The organism is Ancylobacter sp. TW_SC_1 (assembly GCF_056836805.1).
The window spans coordinates 2101674-2126100 of sequence record NZ_CM166365.1 but is presented as its reverse complement, the minus strand read 5'-3'; the positions used below and the strand labels follow the sequence as shown (position 1 = coordinate 2126100).

At 72.4% G+C, this 24427-nt stretch carries 24 protein-coding genes and 2 riboswitches; of the genes, 11 read left to right on the top strand and 13 right to left on the bottom strand.

Translation table 11 applies throughout. The annotated features are described in order from the left end of the window. Positions 1-7 precede the first annotated feature (7 nt). From AC1PZ7_RS09780 to cbiE, 5 genes are all read right to left on the bottom strand, one after another. The gene (locus AC1PZ7_RS09780; RefSeq protein ID WP_482359275.1) at positions 8-385 is read right to left on the bottom strand and encodes a DUF423 domain-containing protein; all 378 of its coding nucleotides are present in this window, start codon (positions 383-385) and stop codon (positions 8-10) included. Then, positions 382-1728: a cobyrinic acid a,c-diamide synthase CobB gene (locus AC1PZ7_RS09775; protein ID WP_482359274.1), complete on the bottom strand. Its 1347-nt coding sequence runs from the start codon at positions 1726-1728 to the stop codon at positions 382-384. The genes AC1PZ7_RS09780 and AC1PZ7_RS09775 overlap by 4 nt, the downstream gene beginning before the upstream one ends. Before the next feature lie 157 nt (positions 1729-1885). Next, complete coding sequence (gene cobM, locus AC1PZ7_RS09770) at positions 1886-2644, bottom strand: precorrin-4 C(11)-methyltransferase (RefSeq protein WP_482359273.1); 759 nt, start codon at positions 2642-2644, stop codon at positions 1886-1888. After that, on the bottom strand, positions 2641-3039 hold the full coding sequence (locus AC1PZ7_RS09765; RefSeq protein WP_482359272.1) for a cobalamin biosynthesis protein: 399 nt from the start codon (positions 3037-3039) through the stop codon (positions 2641-2643). Before AC1PZ7_RS09765 ends, cobM begins: the two co-directional genes overlap by 4 nt. Further along, positions 3036-4319 carry a precorrin-6y C5,15-methyltransferase (decarboxylating) subunit CbiE gene (gene cbiE, locus AC1PZ7_RS09760; RefSeq protein ID WP_482359271.1) on the bottom strand — a complete coding sequence of 428 codons (1284 nt, stop codon included), beginning with the start codon at positions 4317-4319 and terminating at the stop codon, positions 3036-3038. Before cbiE ends, AC1PZ7_RS09765 begins: the two co-directional genes overlap by 4 nt. Here cbiE and AC1PZ7_RS09755 point away from each other — a divergent pair. Then, positions 4318-5121, top strand: coding sequence for a cobalt-precorrin-6A reductase (locus AC1PZ7_RS09755; RefSeq protein ID WP_482359270.1), 804 nt, complete (start codon positions 4318-4320; stop codon positions 5119-5121). The genes cbiE and AC1PZ7_RS09755 overlap by 2 nt on opposite strands. On the opposite strand, the gene AC1PZ7_RS09750 is transcribed toward AC1PZ7_RS09755, so the two are convergent. The 6 genes from AC1PZ7_RS09750 to cobW form a co-directional block, all read right to left on the bottom strand. Next, a complete protein-coding gene (locus tag AC1PZ7_RS09750) occupies positions 5091-5885 on the bottom strand; it encodes a precorrin-3B C(17)-methyltransferase (protein WP_482359269.1) in 795 nt (264 codons plus the stop codon). The genes AC1PZ7_RS09755 and AC1PZ7_RS09750 overlap by 31 nt on opposite strands. Beyond that, complete coding sequence (locus tag AC1PZ7_RS09745) at positions 5882-6619, bottom strand: precorrin-2 C(20)-methyltransferase (protein WP_482359268.1); 738 nt, start codon at positions 6617-6619, stop codon at positions 5882-5884. The genes AC1PZ7_RS09750 and AC1PZ7_RS09745 overlap by 4 nt, the downstream gene beginning before the upstream one ends. Next, the gene (locus AC1PZ7_RS09740) at positions 6616-7251 is read right to left on the bottom strand and encodes a precorrin-8X methylmutase (RefSeq protein ID WP_482359267.1); all 636 of its coding nucleotides are present in this window, start codon (positions 7249-7251) and stop codon (positions 6616-6618) included. The genes AC1PZ7_RS09745 and AC1PZ7_RS09740 overlap by 4 nt, the downstream gene beginning before the upstream one ends. Before the next feature lie 14 nt (positions 7252-7265). Then, positions 7266-8495 carry a precorrin-3B synthase gene (gene cobG / locus AC1PZ7_RS09735; protein WP_482359266.1) on the bottom strand — a complete coding sequence of 410 codons (1230 nt, stop codon included), beginning with the start codon at positions 8493-8495 and terminating at the stop codon, positions 7266-7268. Then, positions 8492-11938 carry a cobaltochelatase subunit CobN gene (gene cobN, locus AC1PZ7_RS09730; RefSeq protein WP_482359265.1) on the bottom strand — a complete coding sequence of 1149 codons (3447 nt, stop codon included), beginning with the start codon at positions 11936-11938 and terminating at the stop codon, positions 8492-8494. Before cobN ends, cobG begins: the two co-directional genes overlap by 4 nt. 136 nt (positions 11939-12074) lie before the next feature. After that, positions 12075-13136 carry a cobalamin biosynthesis protein CobW gene (cobW, locus tag AC1PZ7_RS09725; protein ID WP_482359264.1) on the bottom strand — a complete coding sequence of 354 codons (1062 nt, stop codon included), beginning with the start codon at positions 13134-13136 and terminating at the stop codon, positions 12075-12077. Positions 13137-13253: 117 nt separating this feature from the next. After that, positions 13254-13460: riboswitch (cobalamin riboswitch) on the bottom strand. Between the two features lie 68 nt (positions 13461-13528). Continuing rightward, a riboswitch (cobalamin riboswitch) is annotated at positions 13529-13747 on the top strand. Between the two features lie 33 nt (positions 13748-13780). On the opposite strand from cobW, the gene AC1PZ7_RS09720 reads away from it, so the two are divergent. From AC1PZ7_RS09720 to AC1PZ7_RS09695, 6 genes are all read left to right on the top strand, one after another. Beyond that, the gene (locus AC1PZ7_RS09720) at positions 13781-13966 is read left to right on the top strand and encodes a CbtB domain-containing protein (RefSeq protein WP_482359263.1); all 186 of its coding nucleotides are present in this window, start codon (positions 13781-13783) and stop codon (positions 13964-13966) included. A 19-nt stretch (positions 13967-13985) separates the two neighbouring features. After that, positions 13986-14705: a CbtA family protein gene (locus tag AC1PZ7_RS09715; RefSeq protein ID WP_482359262.1), complete on the top strand. Its 720-nt coding sequence runs from the start codon at positions 13986-13988 to the stop codon at positions 14703-14705. 3 nt (positions 14706-14708) lie between these two features. Beyond that, a complete protein-coding gene (gene cobU / locus AC1PZ7_RS09710) occupies positions 14709-15224 on the top strand; it encodes a bifunctional adenosylcobinamide kinase/adenosylcobinamide-phosphate guanylyltransferase (RefSeq protein WP_482359261.1) in 516 nt (171 codons plus the stop codon). Next, positions 15221-15835 carry a cob(I)yrinic acid a,c-diamide adenosyltransferase gene (cobO, locus tag AC1PZ7_RS09705; protein ID WP_482359260.1) on the top strand — a complete coding sequence of 205 codons (615 nt, stop codon included), beginning with the start codon at positions 15221-15223 and terminating at the stop codon, positions 15833-15835. The genes cobU and cobO overlap by 4 nt, the downstream gene beginning before the upstream one ends. A 90-nt stretch (positions 15836-15925) precedes the next feature. After that, complete coding sequence (locus AC1PZ7_RS09700) at positions 15926-16180, top strand: NINE protein (RefSeq protein WP_482359259.1); 255 nt, start codon at positions 15926-15928, stop codon at positions 16178-16180. Between the two features lie 55 nt (positions 16181-16235). Then, positions 16236-17699, top strand: a complete 1464-nt coding sequence (locus AC1PZ7_RS09695) for a cobyric acid synthase (protein ID WP_482359258.1) — start codon at positions 16236-16238, stop codon at positions 17697-17699. Between the two features lie 45 nt (positions 17700-17744). Here AC1PZ7_RS09695 and cbiB read toward each other — a convergent pair whose 3' ends face one another. Further along, entirely contained in the window at positions 17745-18722 is a 978-nt protein-coding gene (gene cbiB / locus AC1PZ7_RS09690) for an adenosylcobinamide-phosphate synthase CbiB (protein ID WP_482359257.1), read from the bottom strand. Between the two features lie 141 nt (positions 18723-18863). On the opposite strand from cbiB, the gene recQ reads away from it, so the two are divergent. From recQ to tmpT, 4 genes are all read left to right on the top strand, one after another. Continuing rightward, positions 18864-20702, top strand: a complete 1839-nt coding sequence (gene recQ, locus AC1PZ7_RS09685) for a DNA helicase RecQ (RefSeq protein ID WP_482359256.1) — start codon at positions 18864-18866, stop codon at positions 20700-20702. Between the two features lie 129 nt (positions 20703-20831). Then, positions 20832-21377: an SRPBCC family protein gene (locus AC1PZ7_RS09680; RefSeq protein ID WP_482359255.1), complete on the top strand. Its 546-nt coding sequence runs from the start codon at positions 20832-20834 to the stop codon at positions 21375-21377. Between the two features lie 89 nt (positions 21378-21466). Beyond that, a complete protein-coding gene (locus tag AC1PZ7_RS09675) occupies positions 21467-22462 on the top strand; it encodes a YVTN family beta-propeller repeat protein (RefSeq protein ID WP_482359254.1) in 996 nt (331 codons plus the stop codon). A gap of 75 nt (positions 22463-22537) precedes the next feature. Further along, a complete protein-coding gene (gene tmpT, locus AC1PZ7_RS09670; RefSeq protein ID WP_482359253.1) occupies positions 22538-23176 on the top strand; it encodes a thiopurine S-methyltransferase in 639 nt (212 codons plus the stop codon). A gap of 7 nt (positions 23177-23183) precedes the next feature. Here the strand turns inward: tmpT and AC1PZ7_RS09665 are convergent, their stop codons facing one another. After that, on the bottom strand, positions 23184-24284 hold the full coding sequence (locus AC1PZ7_RS09665) for a sulfate/molybdate ABC transporter ATP-binding protein (RefSeq protein WP_482359252.1): 1101 nt from the start codon (positions 24282-24284) through the stop codon (positions 23184-23186). Positions 24285-24427: the final 143 nt, after the last annotated feature.

Here is a 24427-nt window from a genome sequence, read left to right as displayed (position 1 = left end):
GCCAACTTCAGTCGGCGCGGGTTCCGCGTTCGAAGGCAGCCAAGCCCAGGACCAGCCATCCGAGAATGAGCATAGTCCCGCCGATCGGTGCGGCCATAGGAAAAATGACAAGTTCCCAGAGCGCGCGGGACGCCAGCGCGCCGCTGAACAGCAGCGTGCCGGCGGCGATGATGCCCCCGCCGGCGGTGGCGAAGGACCAGCCCGGCCCGCGCGCGGCGGCCAGCCCGCAGGCGCCGACGACCGACGCCGCGCCGAGCATCAGGAAATACGCCGCCGTGGTGAGGTTGGGATCGGCACTGACGTGCACCCCGGCCGCCGCCGCGGCCACTCCCGCCGCGCCCATCAGGCCGGCCAGCAGAACGAGGAGGCGGCGAAAGGCATTCATGACTCACTCCAATGCGGCAGGCCGTCAACGGCGATGACGTGGAAGAAGGTTCCGGAGACCCACCCCCGGCGGCTGCCGGCGGGCCCCATTCCATTACCCTGTCCATCGCTGAGTTCGACCAGCGGCGCATCGTCGCCGCGATATGTGACGCTGGCATAATGGAATTCGTGCCCGCGCAGGCGTGTTCCCGCCGGACCGACCGGCGAGGCCGCCAGGGTGAGCGCCCGGCGATAGCCCAGATTGAGCTTGCGCCGCGCGAAACTCGTCGCGTGGCCGAGCAGGCCGAGCATCGGATGCACCGCGCCCTCGGCATCCTCGATCGACTGCCCCAGCACCATGAAGCCGCCGCACTCGCCATGGACCGGACGCGTGCGCGCGAAGTGCCGCACCCCGTCGAGGAAGCGGGCGGCGGCGGCGAGCCGGCCGCCATGCAGCTCGGGATAGCCGCCCGGCAGCCAGCAAACGTCGCACGCCTCGCCCGGCGCCTCGTCGGCGAGCGGCGAGAAGGGCACGATCTCCGCCCCCGCGCGCCGCCAGCCGGCGACCAGATGCTCATAGGCGAAGGAGAAGGCGACGTCGCTGGCGAGCGCGATGCGCTGCCCCGGCGGCGGCAGCGGCACGCGGGCCTCGCCGTTGGCCGGCGTGGCGGAACCGATCGGCGCGCCGAGCGCCGCCAGCGCGGCGAGGTCGATATGCGCCTCGGCACGCGCGGCCAGCGCCGCGAGCTGCGCCGCCAGCGCCGGATGCTCGGAGGCCTGCACCAGGCCGAGATGGCGCTCCGGCAGGCTCACCGCCCCATCGCGCGGCAGACTGCCCAATATCTGGATACCAAGCGCCGCGATCGCCTCGCTGGCCTGCGCCCGGTGGCGCTCGCTCGCGACCTTGTTGAGGATGACGCCGGCGATCCGCACCGCCGGGTCGTGCGTCGCGAATCCGCGCACCACGGCCGCCGCCGACTGCGACTGGCCGGAAATGTCGAGCACCAGCACCACCGGCAGGCCGAGCCGCGCCGCCAGATCCGCCGCCGCGCCGCTGCGCCCCGGCTCGCCGGTGATCCCGTCGAACAGGCCCATCGAGGCCTCGATGATGACGAGGTCGGCCCCCTCCGCCGCGTCCGCCGCCAGCGCGTCGACGAGTTCCGGCGGCATGGCGAAGCTGTCGAGGTTCAGCCCCGGCCGGCCGGTCGCGGCGGCGTGGAAGGCGGGGTCGATATAGTCCGGCCCCGACTTCACCGCGCGCACCTTCAGCCCGCGCGCGGCGAGCGCCGCCGTCACCCCGAGGGTCACGGTGGTCTTGCCCGATCCCGAGCGCGGCGCGGCGATGATGAAGCCCTTGGCGGTCATGGAACGCTTCCTGCGATGACGCCGCCGCTCCCTCTCCCCATCGGGGAGAGGGTCGGGGTGAGGGGCACTTGAGCGCGGCAGCCCTCTCCCCCCTCACCGGCCCGCTGCGCGGGCCACCTCTCCCCAATGGGGAGAGGGAAAGGCGAGCCCCGCATCGTCATTCCCGCCCCCTGAACCGCCGCTGATAGGTGGCGTCGTAGAGCGCGCTCTCGCGGAAATCCGCCGCCGCCAGCGCCCGCCCGACCAGGATCAGCGCCGTGCGCTCCACCGGCTCGGCCGCGACCCTGGCCGCGATGTCGCCCAGCGTGCCGCGGATGAGCCGCTCGGCCGGCCGCGTCGCCTCCACCACCACCGCGACGGGGCAATCGGCGCCATAGAGCGGCGTCAGCTCCGCCACCACCTGTTCCAGCGCATGGATGGCGAGGTGGATGGCGAGCGTCGCCCCGGTCGCGCCGAAGGCCGCCAGCGTCTCGCCTCGCGGCATGGCCGAGGCGCGCCCCGAGACGCGGGTGATGACGACGCTCTGCGCCAGCCCCGGCACGGTCAGCTCGCGCCCGAGCGCCGCGCTGGCCGCCGCGAAGGCCGGCACGCCGGGGGTGAGCGTGTAGGCGATGCCATGCTTCTCCAGCCGCCGCACCTGCTCGGCCACCGCCGAATAGATCGAGAGGTCGCCCGAATGCAGCCGCGCCACGTCGTGCCCGGCGGCGGCGGCGGCGACGTATTCCGCCTCGATCTCGTCGAGCGAGAGCGGCGCCGTGTCGACGATGCGCGCGCCCGGCGGGCACCAGCCGAGCACCTCCGGCGGCACGATCGAGCCGGCATAGAGACAGACCGGACAGCGGGCGATGAGGTCGCGCCCGCGCAGCGTCATCAGATCCGCCGCCCCCGGTCCTGCGCCGATGAAATGCACCGTCACGAAATTTCCACCGCTTTTTCGGCCTCCCGCGCCAGCGCGCATGTCACCGGCCCCAGCACGAAGCGCGGGCCGATCAGTACCGAGCGCCGGCCGGCGACGGCCAGCGCCGAGGCTTCCGCCACCGAGGGCACGCCCATCAGCGCCACCACCCGCTCGGAATGGGTGATCGCCCGCGCCCCGGCGGCTTCCAGCTGCGCCTGCGGCACCATCACCAGCAGGAGGCCGAGATCGAGCGCCGCCTTGATGATGCCGGCCTCGCCGCCCTTCAGCGCCGGGGTCGCCATCAGCGATATGTCGCACAGCTTCACGCCGTGCCGCGCCATCGCCCCGCGCATGGCGGCGCAGACTTCCTCGGAGGTGACGCCGCGGCGGCTGCCAACGCCGGCCACGATCATGGCTTCACCCAGCTCCATTGCGTCACCGGCATGGAAGGCCGCCAGCCGGTGAGCCCGCCGACCGGCGCCGCGCGCGACACCGAAAGGCGCAGCAGCTCGCCGCCCTGCGCCGCATGGCGGGCGATTAGCAGCGCCTCGGTCTCCAGCGTCACCGCATTGACCACCAGCCGCCCCCCTGGCCTGAGCGCCGCGACGGCGGCGTCCATCACGCCCGGCGCGCTGGCGCCGCCGCCGATGAAGATCGCGTCCGGCGCCGGCAGGCCCGCCAGCGCCTCGGGCGCCCGCCCCTCGACGATCTCCAGCCCCGGCACGCCCAGCGCGCCCGCATTGCGCCGCGCCCGTGCCGCGCGCTCGGCCCGCTCCTCGATGCCGATGGCTTTCAGCGAGGGGTCGGCCAGCATCCATTCGATGCCGATGGACCCCGCCCCGGCGCCGATGTCCCACAGCAATTCCCCACGCCGCGGCGCCAGCGCGGAGAGCGTCACCGCGCGGATCTCGCGCTTGGTGAGCTGGCCGTCATGCTCGAACAGTTCGTCCGGCAGGCCCGGCGCGCGGGCAATGATCCGCGCGCCCTCGCCCGCCGCGACCTCGATGCCCAGAAGGTTGAGGGGGTCGATGTCGGTGAGCGCGAAGCCTTCCGCGCGCGCCACGCGCACCCGCTCGCGCGGGCCGCCCAGCGCCTCCAGCACATGCAGCGTCGAGCCGCCGAAGCCGCCGCGCGTCAGCAGCCGCGCGATCTCGCCCGGCCCGGCGCCGTCGGAGGTCAGCACCAGCAGATGCCGGCCGGGATGCAGATGCGCCCGCACGAGATCGAGCGAGCGGCCATGCACGGTGAGGCACGTCGCCTGCGCCAGCGGCCAGCCGAGTCGCGCGCAGGCAAGGCTGTAGGCGGACGGCGCGGGGATGACGCTCGTCTGCGCCGCCGGGACATGGCGCGCCAGCACCGCGCCGACGCCATGCAGCAGCGGATCGCCCGAGGCGAGCACGCAGACCTTTCGTCCGCGCAGCGCCAGCACCTGCGCGATCCCGCGCTCGAACGGGCTCGGCCAGGGGTGCGCCGCGCCCCTCACCGCCGCGCCGGCCAGCGCCAGATGCCGCGCCCCGCCGAACACGACCTCCGCCGCCTCGATGGCGGCACGCGCCGCCGGGGCGAGGCCGGCGAGCCCGTCCTCGCCGATGCCAACGATCGTCAGCCAGCGCCCGTCCGGCCCGGCGTCCTGCGGCGCGGCGGTCGAGGCTACGGTTGACGCGCCCGGCGCGATGGTCTCACTGCCCTGCATGAATGCGTCCGAACCTGGCCGGGAGGCCGGCGCCCCGCGCCTGCTCATCCTCGGCGGCACCTCCGAGGCCCGCGAACTCGCCGCGGCGCTGGAGGCGCGCGGCGGCTTCGATGTCAGCCTGTCGCTTGCCGGGCGCACGCGCAACCCGCTGGCGCTCGCCGCGCCCACCCGTTCCGGCGGCTTTGGCGGCGCGGACGGGCTGGCGGCGCATCTGCAGGCCGAGCGCATCGACATCCTCATCGATGCCACCCACCCCTTCGCCGCCCACATCTCGCGCAACGCCGCCGAGGCCGCGCGCCGCGCGCGCGTGCCGCTGCTCGCACTGGTGCGGCCGGAATGGCAATGCCGGCCCGGCGACCGCTGGAGCGACGCCGCCGACATTCCCGAGGCGGTGGAAAAGCTCGGCGCCGCGCCGCGCCGCGTGCTGGTGACGTTCGGCCGCAACGAGGTGCGCGCGCTGGAGACGGCGCCGCAGCACGCCTATCTCGTGCGCAGCATCGATCCGATCGAGCCGCCGCTGGTGCTGCCGGACGTGCGCTACATCGAGGCGCGGGGCCCATTCGCGGAGGCAGACGAGCGCGCCCTGCTCATCGAAAATCGCATCGACGCGGTCCTGTCCAAGAACAGCGGCGGCGGCGCCACCCACGGCAAGATCGCCGCCGCCCGCGCGCTGGGCATCGAGGTGATCATGGTCGCCCGGCCGGCCCGCCCCGAGGTCGAGACGGTGGAGACCGTCGATGCTGTGCTCGGCTGGCTGGAGCGCCGGCCCCATCACGCATCCCCCGCCCGGCGCGGCGTGTAGACCAGCGCCGGCTGGCCGGGCCGCTCGACGGTGCGCGTCTCGACCGAGCCGACGATGATGCAGGTCGCCATGTCGGCCATGTGCCCGCGCGCATGGCCGAGCGGCACCACCCGCATCCGCTCGTCCGGCCGCCCCACCGCCCGGCCGAAGATCACCGGCACGCCCGCCGGCAGTTCCTCGCGCAGCGCCTCGAAGGCCCGGTCGAGCTGGTGCGGACGCGCCTTGGAGACCGGGTTGTAGAACGCCATGGCGAAGCCCGCCTGGGCGGCGAGCCGCAGGCGACGCTCGATCAGCTCCCAGGGCTTGAGGTTGTCCGACAGCGAGATGGCGCAGAAATCGTGCCCGAGCGGCGCGCCGCAGCGGGCCGCCACCGCCAGCATGGCGGTGATGCCCGGCACGATGGCGAGGTCGAGCGCCCGCCATTCCGGCGGCCCGGCCTCGATCGCCTCGATCACCGCCGCCGCCATGGCGAACACGCCGGGATCGCCGCCCGACACCATCGCCACCTTCGCGCCCGAGGCGGCGTGGGCGAGCGCGGCGCCGGCGCGCGCCAGCTCCTCGCGATTGTCGGAGGCGTGGCGGGTCTGTCCGGCACGCTCCGGCACGCGGTCGAGATAGGGCACATAGCCGTAGAGCGCCTCGGCCTGCGCCAGCGCGGCGCTCGCCTCCGGGGTGAGGAAGCGCGCCTCGCCCGGGCCGAGGCCGACCACGAAGAGCTTGCCCGTGGAGGAGCCGGGGACGGGACGATCCGTGTTGGCGTTCATTCGCGTGGCCCCCAGCCGGGCACCAGCACGATGGCGAAATAGGGCGCCGGCCCGTCGGCGCGCGCCTCCAGCCTTTCGCACTGGCTGCCGTTCATCGTGCCGCGCTCGACATAGAGCGCGCGCGCCAGCTTGCCGGCGGTGGCCAGCGCGCGGCGGATCTTCGGCAGGTTGCGGCCGACCTTCATGATCACCGCCGCATCCGCCTCGGCCAGCCGCCGCGTCAGCTCGGCCTCGCTGAGCGTGCCGGGCAGCACGCTGAGCACGTCGTCGCCCTGGGCGATGGGGGCGCCGGCCTGCGACCAGCAGCCGGACATGCCGGTGACGCCGGCGACGACCTCGGTGCTGTAGCGATGGGAGAGCCGGACATGCAGGTGCATGTAGGAACCGTAGAACAGCGGATCGCCTTCCGACAGTACCGCCACCGTCCGCCCGGCATCGAGATGCGCCGCCACCGCCTGCGCCGAGGCGTCGTAGAAGCCGGTGATGGCGTCCTTGTAGGGCGCCTCGTCCTTCGGCAGCTCGGTGGTCACGGGATAGCCGAGCGGCAGTTCCTGCGCTCCCGCGCGGAAATGCCCGCAGGCGATGGCGCGGGCATGGCTGGCATTGCCGAGCTTGGAGAAATAGGCGACGACGTCGGCCTCGCCGAGCGCGCGCACCGCCTTCAGCGTCATCAGTTCGGGATCGCCCGGCCCGACGCCGACGCCGATCAGGCGGCCGCAGGAATCTCCGCTCATAGGCCCGGCCTCGCCAGCGCGTTCACCGCCGCCGCCGCCATGGCGCTGCCGCCCAGCCGCCCGCGCACCACCAGCCACGGCACGCCGTGGTCGCCCGACGCCAGCGCGTCCTTGGATTCGGCCGCGCCGACGAAGCCGACCGGAATGCCGAGAATGGCGGCGGGCCGGGGCGCGCCGGCATCCAGCATTTCCAGCAGGCGGAACAGCGCGGTCGGCGCGTTGCCGATGGCCACCACCGCCCCCTCCATCCGGTCGCGCCACAGTTCCAGCGCGGCGGCCGAGCGCGTGGTGCCGAGCCGTTCGGCGAGCTCCGGCACGGCCGGATCGCGCAGCGTGCAGATCACCTCGTTGTTTGCCGGCAGCCGGGCGCGGGTGACGCCATGCGCCACCATCTGCGCGTCGCACAGGATCGGCGCCCCGGCGTTCAGGGCGTTGCGGGCGGCGCGCACCAGATCGGGGGAGAAGTCGATGGCGAAGGCGGATTCCACCAGCCCGCAGGCATGGATCATGCGCACCGCCACATCCGCCTCCTCCAGCGTGAAGCGGCCGAGATCGGCCTCCTCGCGGATGATGGCGAAGGAGCGCTCATAGATCGCGTTGCCGTCGCGCACGTAATCGAACGGGATGGACACTCAGGCCAAGTCCTTCATCGTGAAGTCGCCTTCTGTAGATGGTCACGCGCGGCCTCGGGAAGCCGCGCCACCGGCACGACGCGCACGGGAACATCGCGCGGCGTGCCTTCGACCACGAGACCCGCCCCTTCGTCCAGCCCCACGATGGTCAGCGCCGCGCGGGCGGGGTGCGCGCAGCCCTTCACGCAGCCCGAAACGTGCAGCGTGCCGCGCGTCACCAGCGGCGCCAGAGCGGCGGCCAGCGCATGCGTCCCGATCCGCGCCGAGGCGCAGGCCGGCTGCCCGGCGCAGGCGAAGACGCGGCGGCGCGGATCGGCGGCATCGGTGATGAAGCCGAGCGCGGCCGCCCGTTCGCGCAGGCTTTCCGCCGCTGCCTGCGCCAGGCCGACGGCGAGCAGCGCCCGCCCGGCGGCGGGCTCGACATGGCGCGCGCCGGCGGCGCGGGCGGCGTCGGCGAGCTTCTCCAGCATCGCCGCCGCGACCTGCCCGAAGGCGAGGCCCAGCCCGAGCGCAAAGGAGCCGTCGGCAAGGCGATGCAGCCCCACCGGATCGACGCCCGGGCCGCATCCGCCGGAGGGCGCGTCGAGGCCGAAGGCGGCGCGCAGCCCCTCGCCCCCCTCCTCGGCCAGCAGGTCCGGCATGCGCGCGGTGTCGCCCCGCGCCGCCAGCGCCTGCAGCAGTGCCACCACGACCGCCGCGATCCGTTCCGGCGCGGCCTCGCCGCAGGGGATTCCGGCGAGCACGACCAGCAGCAGCCCGTCGTCGCCGGCCGTCACGCCGATATCCGCCTTCAGCCCGCCGAGCCGGAACGTGCCGCCGCCATCGACGACGACCGACACTTTCGGCGCCAGGCGCGGCACGAGGCCGGCGGCGGCGTCGCAAATCGTCCGCGCCAGCGGGCGCGGGTCGAAACGCTGTGCCGGATCGAGCCCCGCCAGCGCGCTCACCTCGACCGGGAAGCCCTGCGGCACCGCTATGCCGAGTGCGGCCACCGCCGCCGGCAGGCGCGGCGCGCTCGCCTCGCTGAGGCCGCGCAATTGCAGCTTGCCGCGCGCCGTCACCTCGACAATGCCGTTGCCGAATTCACGCGCCAGCCGCGCCAGACCGGCGAGCTGGTCGAGTGTCAGAGGATCGAGCGGCTGGAGGCGGGCCAGCAACCCGTCGCCGGTACGCATCGGCTGCGGCAGCGAGGGGCAGGCGCCGCGCCGCACCGGCCCCGTCCAAGGCTGCGCGGGGGCGCTCATTCCGCCGCCTCCCCGGCGAGAAGCGCGAGATCGGCGCCGACATCGTTGCGACGGGGGTGCCACAGCCCCTTCTCCCGCGCGCCCTCGAAACGGGCGGCGACGAAGCGCGCCGCCTCGGGCGACGCCTGCATGAGGAAGGCGCGCACTCGCGCGTCGCCGACATAGGCGGCGTGCAGCGCGTCGATCAGGTGGCCGGGCACCGCCCGCGTCGCCTCAGCGAAGCCGATCAGCCGGTCTACCGTCTCGGCGATTTCCGCCGCGCCGCGCGGGCCGTGGCGCAGCAGGCCGTCAATGTAGCGCGGGCTGGTGCGCCCGCGCACGATACGGGCGATCGCCTGGTCGAGCGGGCGGGCGATCGGCCGCGCCGGATCGGAGGTGTCGAGCACCACGAGATCGGGCGCGCGCCCGAGATTTTCCGCCGCCGCCGCGAAGCCGCCGATGAAGGCAAGGTCGGCGTCGCCTTCCAGCAGGTCGCGGCCGGGATCATCCGTGCCGTGCACGAGCAGTTCCGCCGATGCGACGCGCGCGGCGAACGCGGCACCGGCCTCCTGCGCCATGCCCTCCGCGCCGCCATAGGCATGGGAGGCGCTGGCGAGATAGGCGGCGCCCAGCGCGGCACGCTCGATCTTGCCGGACCGCGCGTCGAGCCCGGCGCCATAGGCCCCCGGCGCGGTGCCGAAGATGCGCGCGGCATGCTCGCCCGCCGCGCGCAGCGGGTTCTCGTCATCCGTCTCCTCGCGCCGCGCCACCGCGCGCAGGGCGGCGTCGATAAGCGCGATCTGCGCCGGGAACAGGTCGCGGAACAGCCCCGATATGCGGAAGGTGACGTCGACGCGCGGGCGCCCCAGCGCGGCCGGCGGCAGCACCTCGATGCCGGTGACGCGGCCGGTGGCCGGGTCCCAGGTCGGGCGCGCGCCGATCAGCGCCAGCCCCTGCGCGATCTCCTCGCCGCCGGTGCGCAGCGTGGCGCTGCCCCACAGGTCCAGCACCAGCGAACGCGGCCAGTCGCCATGCGCCTGGGCATAGGCGCGCAGCACCTCCTCCGCCGCCATCCGGCCGAGGTCCATGGCGGTCGGCGTCGGCAGCGCGCGCGGATCGCTGGCGAACAGGTTGCGGCCCGTCGGCATCACGTCGCCGCGCCCGCGCCCCGGCGCGCCGGAGGGACCCGCCGCGACCCGCCGCCCGTCGAGCGCGGCGAGAAGCCCGTCGCGCTCGGCATCGCCGCAGGCGCCGCGACCATAGACGTGGAAGCCGTCCTTGAGCCGCATCTCCTTGATGTCGCACAGGAAGGCGTCGATCTGCTTCAGCGCCTCGTCGGGCTCCGCGCCGGCCTCGAGGCCGGCGTCGCGGGCAAGGCCGGTGCGCGTCGCCTCCTCGACGATGAGGCGGGCAAGGCGCTCGCGCCGGCGGCGGTCGAGCCCGTCGGCCTGCGCATATTCGTCGACGAGGCGCTCCAGCTCGGCCGCCTCGCCGGCGAGCCCGGCCTCCACGGTGGGCGGCGGCAGATGGCCGAGCGTCACCGCCGCGATGCGCCGCTTGGCCTGCGCCGCCTCGCCGGGATTGGAGACGATGAAGGGATAGACGACCGGCAGACTGCCGAGCAGCAGCTCGGGGAAGCAGCAGCGTGTGAGCGCCACATGCTTGCCCGGCAGCCATTCCAGCGTGCCATGCGCGCCCATATGGACGAGAGCGTTGGCCTCGCGTTGCAGCCACAGCCCGAAGGCGAGCAGCGCGTGGCGCGGCGGCAACGCCGGGTCATGATACTGCGCCCGCCGCTCGGCCCGTGAGCCGCGATCCGGCGCGAGGGCGACGGTAACATTGCCGAAGGCGCGGGCGTGGAAGCGGAACGCGCCGTCGATGGCGTCCGGGTCGTCCTCCGGCGCGCCCCAGGCGGCGGCGACCGCCGCGACGGCGTCGGGCGGGAGGGTGGCGAGCCATGCGCGGTAGTCCGCGAGGGAGAGGGTCGCTTGATCGCCGTCCTGCCCGGCCTTCACGGCCGTCATCCCGGCCGAAGGCAAAGCCGCAGAGCCGGGATCGTCGACCAGGCCGGAACCGCCCGGTGCAGCAACGCGCGCCGCGAGCCCGGATCGGCCCCTGGTCGTCCGGGATGACGACGACGCCTGATGCGCTCCTCTCACCCCGGCCGGGAGAGGGAGCCGACCCTGTACCGCCTCCAGCAATGCCCGCTCATCGCCCGGCGCGCCCTCCACCCGGTAGCCGGCCGCCGCCATGTCCTCCATGAGCGCCAGCACGCTCGCCGGCACGTCGAGCCCCACCGCCCAGCCGGTGCGGCCGGGGGCGCCGGCATAGTCGGGCATCAGTACGGTGATCCGGCGGTCGCGGCGCGCGGTGGCGCGCAGGCGCACCAGCGATGCCACCCTTTCCGCCACCTGCGCCACCCGGTCCGGCTCGGGCCGGTTCACCAGCGCGGCGAAGCCGGGCACGGCGGGGGTCTCCTGCGGCGCCTTGAAGGAGAGCGCGCCGGCCAGCACCCGCCCGTCGAGTTCCGGCAGCACCACATGCATGGCGAGGTCGGCGCTGGTCAGCCCGCGCACGCCTTCCGCCCACGCCTCGCGCTTCGTCGTGGCGACGATGGCCTGCAGCACCGGCACGCCCGGCCCGTCGAGCACGGTCGCCTCCCCGGGATCTGCGGCGGCGAAGGCGGTGAGCGTGACGATCGCCGCCGGCGCCATCTGCTCCAGCGCCTCCTTGAGGAAGGCGATAGAGCAAGGCTCCTTGAGGCTCGCGACGAAGATCGGGCACGGCCGCAGCCCCCGCGCGGCCAGCGCGACGCACAGCGCGTCCACCGGCGCGGTGTCGGCCGCCAGCGCCATGGAGCGGTAGAAGATGACGGGGATGGCGGCCCCATCGCAGGGAGCCTCGCCCGGTCCCTCATGAAATCCCGCCAGCGGCACGGGTGCAGGCTCTGCCGCCTCCAGATCCCGCCCGGCATGGCCGGCCAGCCGCCGCAGCAGCGCGCGCATGTTGGCCGGCCCGCCGGCGCGGAAATAGCCGAGCAGGCCGTCCAGCTCGTGCGCCGGAAGCGTCGACGCCTCGGCGAGGCGCGGGTCGTCACGGTCCTCGCCCGGCAGGACGGCGAGCGCGAAGCCCCGCGCCCGCGCTTGCGCGCTCAGCCGGTCGACGCCGTAGCGCCACCAGTCGAGCCCGCCGAGCAGCCGCACCACCACGATGCGGGCATGGACGGCGACGCTGTCGATCCACAGATCGACCGACATCGGGTGCCGCAGGTCGCGCAGATTGGCGAGGCGCAGGCTCGGAAGGTCCGCCCCGCCCCGTGCCATCATCGCTTCCTGCGCCCGCGCGAGCGCCCCGAGGTCGCTGTCGGCGAAGGACACCACCACCACCTCGCCCGGCGTCTGGCCGAGATCGACCGGCTCGACGAGGTCGTCGAGGCTGGTGGAGGTGGTGGTGAGGATGTGCATCGGGTGGGCCTTCCCTCAAGCCGTCATCCCGGCCCGCGGTGCAGCCGCTGAGCCGGGATCGTGCGCCGGAAAGGACGAACGCGATCCCGGATGCGGCCTCTGGCCGTTGCGGGATGACAACATGTGGAAAAGCTCCTCACGCCGTCTCCAGCGCCCCCGTCAGGATCGCCTCCACCTTCGCCCGGTCGAGCCCCTTGAGGCCGATGGCGACGAGGCGGCCGATGCGCGGCCCGGCGCCCCAGGGGCGGTCGAAATGATGCGCGACGTTCGGGCCGACCGCCTGCACGAGCAGACGCATCGGCTTGCCGGCGACGGGCAGGAAGCCCTTCACGCGGAGCACCTCCGCCTCTTCCGCCGCGCGGGCGACACGGGCGGCGAACTCGGCGGGATCGGCGATCTCCGGGATCTCGACGACGAAGCTGTCGAAATCGTCGTGGTCGTGCTCGGCCTCGTCGTCGTGATGCGTCCGGCGGTTCTCGATGTCGTTCTCGGTGCCGATGCCGAGACCCATCAGCAGGACCGGGTCGATGCGCCCCCCGGTAACGCTCACCACCTGCACGCCCTTGGGCAGCTCGGCATCGAGCGCGGCGCGGGCACGCACGGCGCCCTCCGTGTCGATGAGATCGCCCTTGGTCAGGATGACGAGGTCGGCGCAGGCGATCTGGTCGTCGAACACTTCCTCGATCGGGTCGTCATGGTCGAGCGAGGCGTCGGCGGCGCGCTGCGCGCTCAGCGCGTCATGGTCATGGGCGACGCGGCCCGAGGCCAGCGCCTCGCCGTCGACCACCGCGACGACGCCGTCCACCGTCACCCGGCTCCTGATCGCCGGCCAGTGGAAGGCCTGCACCAGCGGCTTGGGCAGAGCGAGGCCGGAGGTCTCGATCAGGATGTGGTCGACCTTCGGCACACGCGAGAGAATGGCGTCGAGCGCCGGCACGAAATCATCGGCGACGGTGCAGCAGATGCAGCCATTGGCCAGCTCGACGATGTTCTCCTCCGGGCAGGTATCGATGCCACATCCCCTGAGGATCTCGCCGTCGATGCCGACATCGCCGAACTCGTTGACGATCACCGCGAGGCGCTTGCCCCGCGCGGTCTCCAGCACATGGCGGATCAGCGTCGTCTTGCCGGAGCCGAGAAAGCCGGTGACGATGGTGCACGGCACCCGGTCGAGAGGGGTCGGTTCGGCAACGGACATGCGGCGTCTCCACGAAAACCACTAGAATCGCGGGATGCACCGGTCGCGGACGGGATTCCGCGCGAGGCCGCGAACGGGATTCGCAGCTCTGCCTGACTGCCGGGCACCCCGCCGGCACGCACGACCGGACCGTCGGCAGGTCTCCTGGCTCGCGGGTCGCCGCCTCGTCGCCGCCTTCCCGGAGCGTATCTCCAGTGGCTTTCGGCGCAGGCTCGCCGCTTACAGTTGCGGGGGCAGCCGCGGAATTGGAGCGCCCGAAGCGCCCCGCACCGCATTCCCTCTTCGTCCCTCCCAGGGGAGGAAACCGTCGATCGCGGCCACTAAAGGAGCCTTGCCGGGGATTGTCAAACGCCTGATTGGAGGTCGCCGTTGCGGCCCGGCGATTGCCGGCTATAGTCCGCCATGTCGTCGGTTCCCGTGACACGCACGGGACGCAAGACGGGAACGCGGTGGGGCCGAAGCCTTCTCGAAGGCCGACGCCGAACCCGCGGCTGCCCCCGCAACTGTGAGCGGCGAGCCCTTCTCCATCGGCCACTGGCGGCGACGCCGGGAAGGCGGAGAAAGGGCCGTGACCCGCGAGCCAGGAGACCGGCCGTCGACACGAACCGCAACGGTCCTCGGGTGGAGGGCCAAAGGAGAACGTTATGACGACCCTCAACAGCCGCGACGCGGCTGCCCCGCACGACTCCACCGCCTCGCGCGCGGTGCAGATCACCTTCGCCGCCCTTCTCGGCGTCTTCGTGCTCGGCGGCGTGGGCTTCTCCCATATCAGCGCCGTGCACAACGCGACGCACGACGTGCGCCACGCCAACGCCTTCCCCTGCCACTGAACGCGAGGGGAACCGCGCCATGTTGCTTTTCAGGACGATTCTGTTCGTCGCCGCGCTCGCCGGCATCGGCACCGGGCTTGTCGGCTCGGCGATCCATGTCTTCACCACCGTGCCGCTGATCCTCCAGGCCGAGACCTTCGAGGGCGGCGAGGACGCGCCGGCCGAGGCCGTCGCGCACGACCACGCGGATGCGACCGCCGCCCATTCCCACGCGCACGACGCCGAGGAATGGGGTCCGGCGGACGGCGTCGAGCGCAACGCCTACACGATCCTCGCCACCGTGCTCACCGCCTTCGGCTTCGGCCTGCTGCTGGTCGCCGCCAGCGAGCTCGCCGGCGGGCTCAAGGGATGGCATCAGGGCATCCCCTGGGGTCTGGCGGGCTTCGCCGTGTTCACGCTGGCGCCCGGCCTCGGCCTGCCGCCGGAACTGCCGGCCATGCCGGCCGCCGATCTCGCCGCCCGCCAGCTCTGGTGGATCGGCACGGCGGTGGCGACCGCCGGCGGCCTCGCGCTGATCGTGTTCGGGCGCTCGCCGCTGTTCGCCGTCCTCGGCGTCGCGCTGATCGTGGCGCCGCATCTCGTCGGCGCGCCGCAGCCGGAAAGCCACGACAGCCCGATCCCGGAGGCGCTGCACCACAGCTTTGTCGTCGCCAGCGTGGCGGCCAGCTTCGTGTTCTGGGTGCTGCTCGGCGGCCTCGCCGGCTGGCTGCGCCCGCGCCTCGGCGCGGCGGCGGGCTGAGGCGTGAGCCTGACCCTCGTCCTCGGCGGCGCCCGCTCGGGCAAGAGCCGGCACGCCGAGGAACGGGTCGAGCGCCATGCCCCGCCATGGAGCTATCTCGCGACCGCGCAGGCCTATGACGAGGAGATGGTGGAGCGCATCGCGCTCCACCGCGCGCGGCGCGGTGCCGGCTGGGAAACGCGCGACGCCCCGCACGACCTCGCCGGCGCGCTCAAGAACCTCCCGGCCGGGCGGCCGGTGCTGGTCGACTGCCTCACCCTGTGGCTGACCAACCGCATGCTGGCGCAGGCCGACGTGGCGGCGGAATCGGCCGCGCTGGTCGAGGCGCTCGCCGGCCGCGACGGGCCGGTCGTCGCGGTGTCGAACGAGGTCGGGCTCGGCATCGTGCCCGACAACGCGCTGGCCCGCCGCTTCCGCGACGCGCAGGGCCGGCTCAACCAGATGATCGCCGCGCGGGCCGACACCGTGATCTTCATGGTGGCCGGCCTGCCGATGACCGTGAAAGGACCGGCGACGTGACCGATATCTCGCCCGAGGAGGCCGCCCGCCATCGCGCCAAGATGGAAAAGCGCAAGGCCGTGCAGGACGCGGAAGTGGCGGAAAAGACCGTCGAGAAGGGCCTGCTGATCGTCCACACCGGCGCCGGCAAGGGCAAGTCCACCGCCGCCTTCGGGCTCGCCTTGCGCGTGCTCGGGCATGGCGGAAACGTCGGCGTCGTGCAGTTCATCAAGGGGGCGTGGCAGTCGGGCGAGCGCGCGGCGCTGGAGAGCTTCGGCGCGCGGGTCGACTGGCACTCCATGGGCGAGGGCTTCACCTGGGAGACGCAGGACCTCGAGCGCGACATCGCCGCCGCCCGAAGAGCGTGGGACAAGGCCCGCGCGATGATGAACGACCCGGCCATCGGGCTGCTCATCCTCGACGAGCTGAACATCGCCCTGCGCTATGATTATCTGCCGCTCGACGAGGTGGTGGACACGCTCAAGGCCCGCCGCGAGGGGCTGCACGTCGTCGTCACCGGCCGCAACGCCAAGCCGGCGCTCATCGAGGCCGCCGATCTCGTCACCGAGATGGGGCTGGTGAAGCACCATTTCAAAGCCGGGGTGAAGGCGCAGAAGGGCATCGAATTCTGATGCCCGGCCCTCGAAATTCCGGAACGTCATCGCCATGTAGAATCCGACGCCGAGTGTCGCGGCGTGGCCTGTTCCCGGAGATACGCACCGATGCGTTCGGTCCCCGTCGCCTATCTGTTCTGGTTCTTCTGCCTGATCGGTATTTGCGGCATCCATCGCTTCTACGCCGGCCGCTACTGGACCGGCGCGCTGTGGCTGCTGACGCTCGGCCTGCTCGGCATCGGGCAGATCGTCGATCTGTTCCTGATCCCCGGCATGATCCGCGAATCCAATCTCGAACGTCGCGTCGACTTTCTGGAAGGCCGGAACTACGGCTCGCGCGGCCACGGCCACCATCACGGCTGACGCCATCTGCGCATGAGGGCGCGCGATGACCGCGCGTCCCTCATGTCGCGCCCTCATGTTCCAGGGCACCGGCTCGGATGTCGGCAAGTCGCTGATCGTCGCCGGCCTCGCCCGCGCCTTCACCCATCGCGGGCTCAACGTCCGCCCGTTCAAGCCGCAGAACATGTCGAACAACGCCGCCGTCACGGCCGATGGCGGCGAGATCGGCCGCGCGCAGGCGCTGCAGGCGCGCGCGGCGCGCGTGGTGCCGTCCGTTCACATGAACCCCGTCCTGCTGAAGCCGCAGAGCGAGACCGGCGCGCAGGTGGTGGTGCAGGGACGCGCGCAGGGCAACGCGAGGGCGGCCGACTACCAGAAGCTCAAGCCCGCGCTGATGGCGGCGGTGCTGGAGAGCTATGAAAAACTCCGCACGGAAGCCGATCTCGTGCTGGTCGAGGGTGCCGGCTCCGCCTCGGAGATCAACCTGCGGGCGAACGACATCGCCAATATGGGCTTCGCCCGGGCGGCGAACGTCCCCGTGGTGCTGATCGGCGACATCGACCGCGGCGGCGTCATCGCTAGCCTCGTCGGCACCCGCGCGGTGCTCCCAGTGGACGACGCGGCGATGATCGCCGGCTTCCTGGTCAACCGCTTCCGCGGCGACCCGGCACTGTTCGCCTCCGGCATGGAGGAAATCGCCGCCCGCACCGGCTGGCCGGCGCTCGGCCTCATCCCCTTCTTTGCCGACGCGCGCCGCCTGCCGGCGGAGGACGCGCTGGCGCTCGACGCCGCCTCTGTTCCCAAGCCGGGCGCCCGAATCCGCATCGCCGTGCCGCTGCTGCCGCGCATCGCCAATTTCGACGACCTCGACCCGCTTGAGGCCGAGCCGTCGGTCGAGGTGGTCCGTGTGCGCCCCGGCACGGCCCTGCCCGGCGATGCCGATCTCGTCATTCTGCCCGGCTCGAAATCGACCATTGCCGACCTCGCCGATTTCCGCCGCGAGGGCTGGGACATCGACCTCCTCGCCCATGTGCGGCGCGGCGGGCGGGTGCTCGGCCTGTGCGGTGGCTACCAGATGCTGGGGCGTTCCATCGCCGACCCCGGCGGCATCGAGGGCCCGCCCGGCAGCGTGCCCGGCCTCGGCCTGCTCGATGTGGAAACCGTGCTCTCCGGCGAGAAGCGCCTCATTGCCGTCACCGGCACGGCGGACGGCGTGCCGTTCGCCGGCTACGAGATGCATATGGGCGTGACGCAGGGACCCGGCCGCGCGCGGCCCTTCGCCCGCATCGACGGCGCGGGGCCGGAAGGAGCGATCTCTGCGGACGGACGCATCGCCGGCACCTATGCGCACGGGCTGTTCGCCGACGACCGCCAGCGCGCGCACTGGCTCGCCAGGCTCGGCGCCGCGCCGAGCGGGCTCGACTACGAGGCCGGGGTGGAGGCGACGCTCGACGCGCTGGCCGCGCATCTGGAGCGGCATGTCGACCTCGACCGGTTGCTGGAACTGGCGGGCCGCCCCCGACCGTCGTCCCGGCCGTAGCGTCCCGACCGTCATCCCGGCTCTCCGCGTCGCTGCAAGGGCGCCTCACCAGCTCCAGGCGGCGAAGGCGAGGATGGCCACCAGCGCCACCAGCACGCCGTCCGCCGCGCGGTAGAGCCGGAGCGCGCGGCGGATATCGGCGGCCGTGCAGTCGCGGCGCCCGCCCTCGCCCATGACGCCGTCGACCGAGAGCCTGCCGCCATAATAGCGCGGGCCGGCCAGGCCGATGCCGAGCGCGCCGGCCAGCGCCGCCTCCGGCCAGCCGGCATTGGGCGAGCGGTGGCGCGCCGCGTCGCGCCGCATCGCCGCGAAGGCGCGCCGGGGCGAGGCGCCGGGAACGAACACCGCGCCGGCCACCAGCATCAGCCCGGCGAGCCGCGAGGCCGGAAGGTTGACGAGGTCGTCGAAGCGGGCGGAGGCCCAGCCGAAATCCGCGTGCCGCGCGTCGCGATGGCCGATCATGCTGTCGGCGGTGTTCACCGCCTTGTAGATCGCCCCGCCGGCCAGCCCGCCGATCGCCATCCACAAGGCCGGCGCCACCACGCCGTCGGAATAGTTCTCCGCCAGGCTCTCGATGGCGGCGCGCGCCACGCCGGCCTCGTCGAGCATCTCCGGGTCGCGCCCGACAATGTGCGAGACCGCCCGCCGGCCGGCCTCGACGCTCTCGTCGAGCCCATCGGCCACCTTCGCCACGAACTGGTGCAGGCTGCGCTGGGCGAACAGCGACGAGGCCACGAGGGCGGCATAGAGAAAGCCCAGCGGCAGCGCCAGCAGCAGCTTCTGCGCCACCAGCCCGGCCGTGCCGCTCACCGCCACGAGGATCACCAGCGTCGCCACGCCGGCCTTGCGCCGCTGGCCGGGCGGGTCGCCGTCGAGGTTGAGATTGCGGTCGAGCGCCGCGATCAGCCGGCCGATCCACATCACCGGATGGCCCGCCCGCTCGAGGAGAATGCGCGGATAGCCCAACGCGGCCTCGAACAGCAGCGCCGCCAGCGTTAAACCAAGAGTAAGTTCGAGGCTCATCGGAAGTGATTCTTTCTCAGGAGCGCTTCCGGGAGGTTGCGAATCCGTCGGCCGCGGGCGAACCACCATTTCCGCCCCGGCGACCGCCATCAAGACCCGCGGCGCCACCATGCCCGCCCAACCGGAACGAACACGCGCGGAATGAACATCCCCGTCACCTCATCGCACGGCCTGCTGCCGCCTCGCGTCGAAGAGGCGAAGAAGGCCCGGCTCGCCGAGGTGTTCGGCTTCGACCGCTTCCGCCCCGGCCAGCAGGACGTGGTGGATTCGGTGCTGGCGGGCGTGCCCACGCTCGCCGTCATGCCCACCGGCGCGGGCAAATCGCTGTGCTACCAGCTCCCGGCGCTGGTGCTGGGCGGGCTGACCATCGTCGTCTCGCCGCTCATCGCGCTGATGGACGACCAGGTGAACGCGCTGAAGCTGCAGGGTGTTGCAGCAGAGGCCATCCACTCGGGAAAATCCCGCGAGGAGAACGTCGCGATCTGGCGGCGCGTGGCGGCGGGCGAGGTGCGCCTGCTCTATCTCGCGCCCGAGCGGCTGCTCACCGAGCGCATGCTGGCGGCGCTCTCGCGCCTGCCGCTCGGCCTCGTCGCGGTGGACGAGGCGCACTGCATCTCGCAATGGGGCCATTCCTTCCGCGCCGAATATCTCGCGCTCGGCCGGCTGCGCGAGATCTTCCCGGGCGTGTCGCTGGTGGCGCTGACCGCCACCGCCGACAAGGCGACGCGCGACGACATCGTCGAGCGGCTGTTCGGCGGGCAGGCGCGGGTCTTCGTCTCCGGCTTCGACCGGCCCAACATCTTCATCGGCGTGGAGGAGAAGAAGGACCCGGCGCGGCAGATCGAGAGCTTCGTGCGAGCGCGGGCCGGCGTCTCCGGCATCATCTACCGCATCTCCCGCAAGAAGGTGGAGGAGACCGCCGAACGGCTGTCCGCCGCCGGCATCCGCGCCCTGCCCTACCACGCCGGCATGAGCGCGGAGGCGCGTTCCGCCAATCAGGAGGTCTTCCTCGCCGAGGACGGCATCGTGATGGTGGCGACCGTCGCCTTCGGCATGGGCATCGACAAGTCGGACGTGCGCTATGTGCTGCACGCCGACGCGCCCGGCACGCTGGAGGCCTATTACCAGGAGATCGGCCGCGCCGGCCGCGACGGCGCTCCGTCCGAGGCGCTGCTGCTCTACAGCGCCGGCGACATCGCCACCCGCCGCCGCTTCCTCGACGAGGAGCCCTCGCCGCCCGAGCGCAAGATGGTGGAGGCTCGCCGGCTCGACGCCATGGTCGGCTTCTGCGAGGCGGTCACCTGCCGGCGCGCCGTGCTGCTCGGCTATTTCGGCGAGCGCGCCAAGGCGTGCGGCACCTGCGACGTCTGCCGCGACCCGCCGCAGGTGGTCGACGCCAGCCGCGAGGCGCAGCTCGCGCTGCGCATCGTGCGCGCCACCGGGGAGCGCTACGGCGCCGCCTATATCGCCAGCGTCGTCACCGGCCAGCGCACCGATCCACTCTGCGCGCGCGGGCACGACCGGCTGGCCGATTTCGGCGCCGGGGCCGACAAGCCGGCCACCGAATGGCGCGCGCTGCTGCGCCAGCTCGTCGCCACCGGCGCGCTGCATGCCGACCCCGCCCGCTTCGGCGCCCTCACCCTCAGCGAGACCGGCCTCGCCGTGCTCGGCGGCACCCGCGCCTTCACCCTGCGCGCGCCCGCCAAGCGGCGGCGCGAGCGTTTCGCGCGCTCAGGTAGCGGGGCGGAGCTGGCGCCGGCCGAGGCGGCGCTGCTCGGCAAGCTCAAGGCATTGCGCCGCGAGCTCGCCGCCGACCGCAACGTGCCAGCCTATGTGGTCTTCGCCGACAAGACGCTGGAGGAGATGGCGGTGGAGCACCCGCGCACGCGCACGGAGCTGGCCGGCATCAAGGGTGTCGGCGCCGCCAAGCTGGAGGCCTTCGGCAGCGCGTTTCTTAAGATTCTCAAAGAATTTTCTTAGCAAACGCAAAGAATTCAGGTCGGGAATTTTTCCACACGCAAAAGAGTTCACGAACGCCGATTCCCTCCCTAAACTGCGGCGCAACGGACGATAAAAGTCCGGAATGACCCTTGTTCCGGGATGGAAACGATGAAGATTCAACTGCTCACCGCGGCGCTCGCCGCCACCTCGATGCTTGCTACCCTCGGCGCCGCCGGCGCGCATGGCCCGACCCGCCAGAAGGTCTCCGAGAAGATCGAGATCAACGCGCCGCCGGACAAGGTCTGGGCCGTGGTCTCCAATTTCCAGAACGGCGGCTGGATTCCCGTCGTCGCCAAGACCGAGGGCACCGGCGGCAACGCCGTCGGCGCCAAGCGCACCCTCACCCTGAAGAACGACGCGACGGTCGAGGAAGAGCTGACCAAGTTCGAGCCGGAAAAGATGACCCTCATGTACCGGATCGAGAAGGTCGACGTGAAGGTCCTGCCGGTCACCAACTACTCGTCCTGGCTGACCGTGACGCCGGTCGACGGCGGCAAGAAGTCCGAGGTCGAATGGCGCGGCGCGTTCTATCGCGGCTTCCCGAACAACGACCCGCCGCCGGAGCTGAACGACGAGGCCGCCATCAACGCCGTGACCGGGCTCTACAAGGCCGGCCTCGGGGAAATGAAGAAGCAGATCGAAGGCGGCAGCTGACGGTGCGCCTGTCGATCCCTGCCCCCTCTCCCCGATGGGGAGAGGGTTGGGGTGAGGGGAAAGGCCGGAGGCGGATCGGACGCGCGGCCGTGAACGGCGCCGATCCCCTCACCCAGCCCTCTCCCTCGGGGAGAGGGCTTCCCGCCGTGCTGGCGGCCCTCGCCGCCCTCCTCCTCGCCCCGCTTCCTGCCCGCGCCGACGAGGCCTTCATCACCTCGCAGCCGGCGGAGACGCTCTCCATCGTCGATCTCGCCACCCGCGCGGTCGTCGCCACCGTGCCGATTCCCGGCAAGCCTGCCGGCATCGCCGTCAGCCCGGACGGCGCGCGTGCCTTCGTCACCTCGCCGGACGGCAAGGCGCTGACCATCCTCGACGCCGCCACCCGCACCGTGACGCACCGGGTCGAGGTCGGCGGCGGGCCGCTCGGCGTCGCGGTGCATCCTTCCGGCAGCCCGGCCTATGTCGCCGACTGGTACCAGCACCGCATCCTCGCGGTGGACGCCGCGCGCGGCACGATCGCCGGAGAGGTGAAGGTGGGCGAGTCCCCCTCCGGCCTCGCGGTGACGCCGGACGGCGCGCTGCTGCTCTCCGCCGACCGCGATTCCGATGCGGTGAGCCTCATCGACACCGCGACGCTGACCCGCCTCGCCTCGATCAAGGTCGGCACCCGCCCCTTCGGCGTCACCATCGATGCCGAGGCCAGGCGCGCCTACACCGCCAATGTCGGCTCGAACGATGTGAGCATCATCGACCTCGCCGCGCGCAAGGTGATCGCCACGGTGAAGGTCGGCCAGCGGCCCTATGCGGTGGCGCTGGCCGGGGGACGCGCCTTCGTCACCGACCAGTACGATTCGACGGTGACGGTGTTCGACACGCAGACGCTCGAGAAGCTCGCCACCCTCCCCGTCGGCGACTACCCGGAAGGCATCGCGGCCAGCGGCGACGGCGCCTTCGTCTATGTGGCCTGCTGGGAAAGCAACACGTTCGACATCATCGACGCCGGGACGCTCAAGGTGGTCGACACGACCGCGGTGGCCGACGGGCCGCGCGCCTTCGGCGCCTTCATCCGCCGGACCGGCCGGTAGCCCTTCCGATTCGGCTGGGCATGCGCACCACGAGCGCTATCATGCCGCCGCCCTCGAACAGAAAGACAGGCGGCGATGGACGCGGAATTCTGGCACCGGAGATGGCAGGCCAACGAGATCGGCTTCCACGAGAGCGAGGTCAACCCCTTGCTCGTCCAGCATTTCCCCGCGCTTGGCATTGCGCCGGGGGCGCGCATCTTTGTGCCGCTGTGCGGCAAGAGCCGGGATATTGGCTGGCTGCTGGCGCAGGGCTACGAGGTCGCGGCGGCGGAGCTGAGCCGGCTGGCGGTGGAGCAGCTCTTCGCCGAGCTGGGCGTCGCGCCGGAGATTTCCGACGCCGGCCCGCTGGAACGCTTCGAGGCCGAGCGCCTCGTCGTCTATGTCGGCGACATCTTCGATCTGAAGCGCGAGACGCTGGGTCCCGTCGACGCGGTCTATGACCGCGCCGCGCTGGTCGCCCTGCCTGAGCCGATGCGCGACCGCTATGCCGCCCATCTCGTGCATCTGACGCATGGCGCGCCGCAATTGCTGATCGCGTTCGACTACGACCAGTCGCTGCTCGTCGGCCCGCCCTTTTCCGTGCCCGAGCACGAAGTACGCCGGCACTACGGGACGGCCTACCGCCCGTCGCTGCTGGAAAGGCACCCGCTCAAGGGCGGCCTGCGCGGCACCGGGCCGGTGATCGAGGACGTTTGGCGGCTGGAGCGCCGCTGAGCGCGGCTCAGATCGCGTAGTCGCCCGGTTGCTGGGCCGGCGGCGCCTTGGTGTCGACGCCCGGACCGTCGGAAGCGAACAGCCGCGCCCGGTCGAGCCGCACGGCGACCTTCTCGCCCACCGGCACCTTCACCGTCGGCGCGATGTCGGCCTCGAGTATGGCGCTGCCGACCGCGATCTCGACCCGGCGGATGGCGCCGTGGCGACGGAAGGCGCGCACCGCGCCCTTGAGCCCCGGCGTGCCCGGCAGGCCGAGCGACACGTCGTGCGGGCGCACATAGAGCAGCCCCGGACCATCCGGCACAGGCTGGGTGGCGGCGGCGATGGCGGTGCTGCCGGCAAGGGCGACCCCGTCCCGGACCTCGACCTCGATGCGGCTCGACTCGCCCATGAAGCCGAACACGGCGGCGGTCTCCGGCCGGTCATAGACGTCGTCCGGCGTGCCGACCTGCTCGATCCTGCCCTTGCCCATGACGACGACGCGGTCCGCGAGCTCCAGCGCCTCCTCCTGGTCGTGGGTGACGAACAGCGTGGTGTGGCCAGTGCGGTCGTGCAGTTCGCGCAGCCAGCGGCGCAGTTCCTTGCGCACCAACGCGTCGAGCGCGCCGAAGGGCTCGTCGAGCAGCAGCACCTTGGGCTCGATGGCCAGCGCGCGGGCAAGCGCCACGCGCTGGCGCTGGCCGCCGGAAAGCTGCGCGGGAAAGCGCCCGCCAAAGGCTTCGAGCTGCACAAGTGCAAGGAGGTCGGCGACGCGCTTGCGGATTTCGGGTTCGGAGGGACGCTCGGCACGCGGGCGCGAGCGCAGGCCGAAGGCGACGTTCTCGTACACCGTCATGTGACGGAACAGCGCGTAGTTCTGGAACACGAAGCCGATGCCGCGCCGACGCACCGGCACGGAGAGCGCGTCATGGCCGTCGAACAGCACGCGGCCATGGCTCGGCTGCTCCAGCCCGGCGACGATGCGCAGCAGGGTGGTCTTGCCCGAGCCCGACGGGCCGAGCAGCGCCACCAGCTCGCTCGGCCTGACCTCGAGCGACACGTTCGAAAGCGCCGGCGCGCCGCTGCCGAAGCTCTTGCCGACCTGGTCGATCGTGACGGCGACGGTCATAAATTCACTCTCATTAGATGTACTAACTGGAATTGTCCGCAAGATATCTGAAAAATCGCGACTGTGAACCCCGGAGCGTTCCAAAAACGGCGCGAACGGGCCGTGGCACCGGCCGTCCGCGCCACCGCCGCCATAGGCGCGGA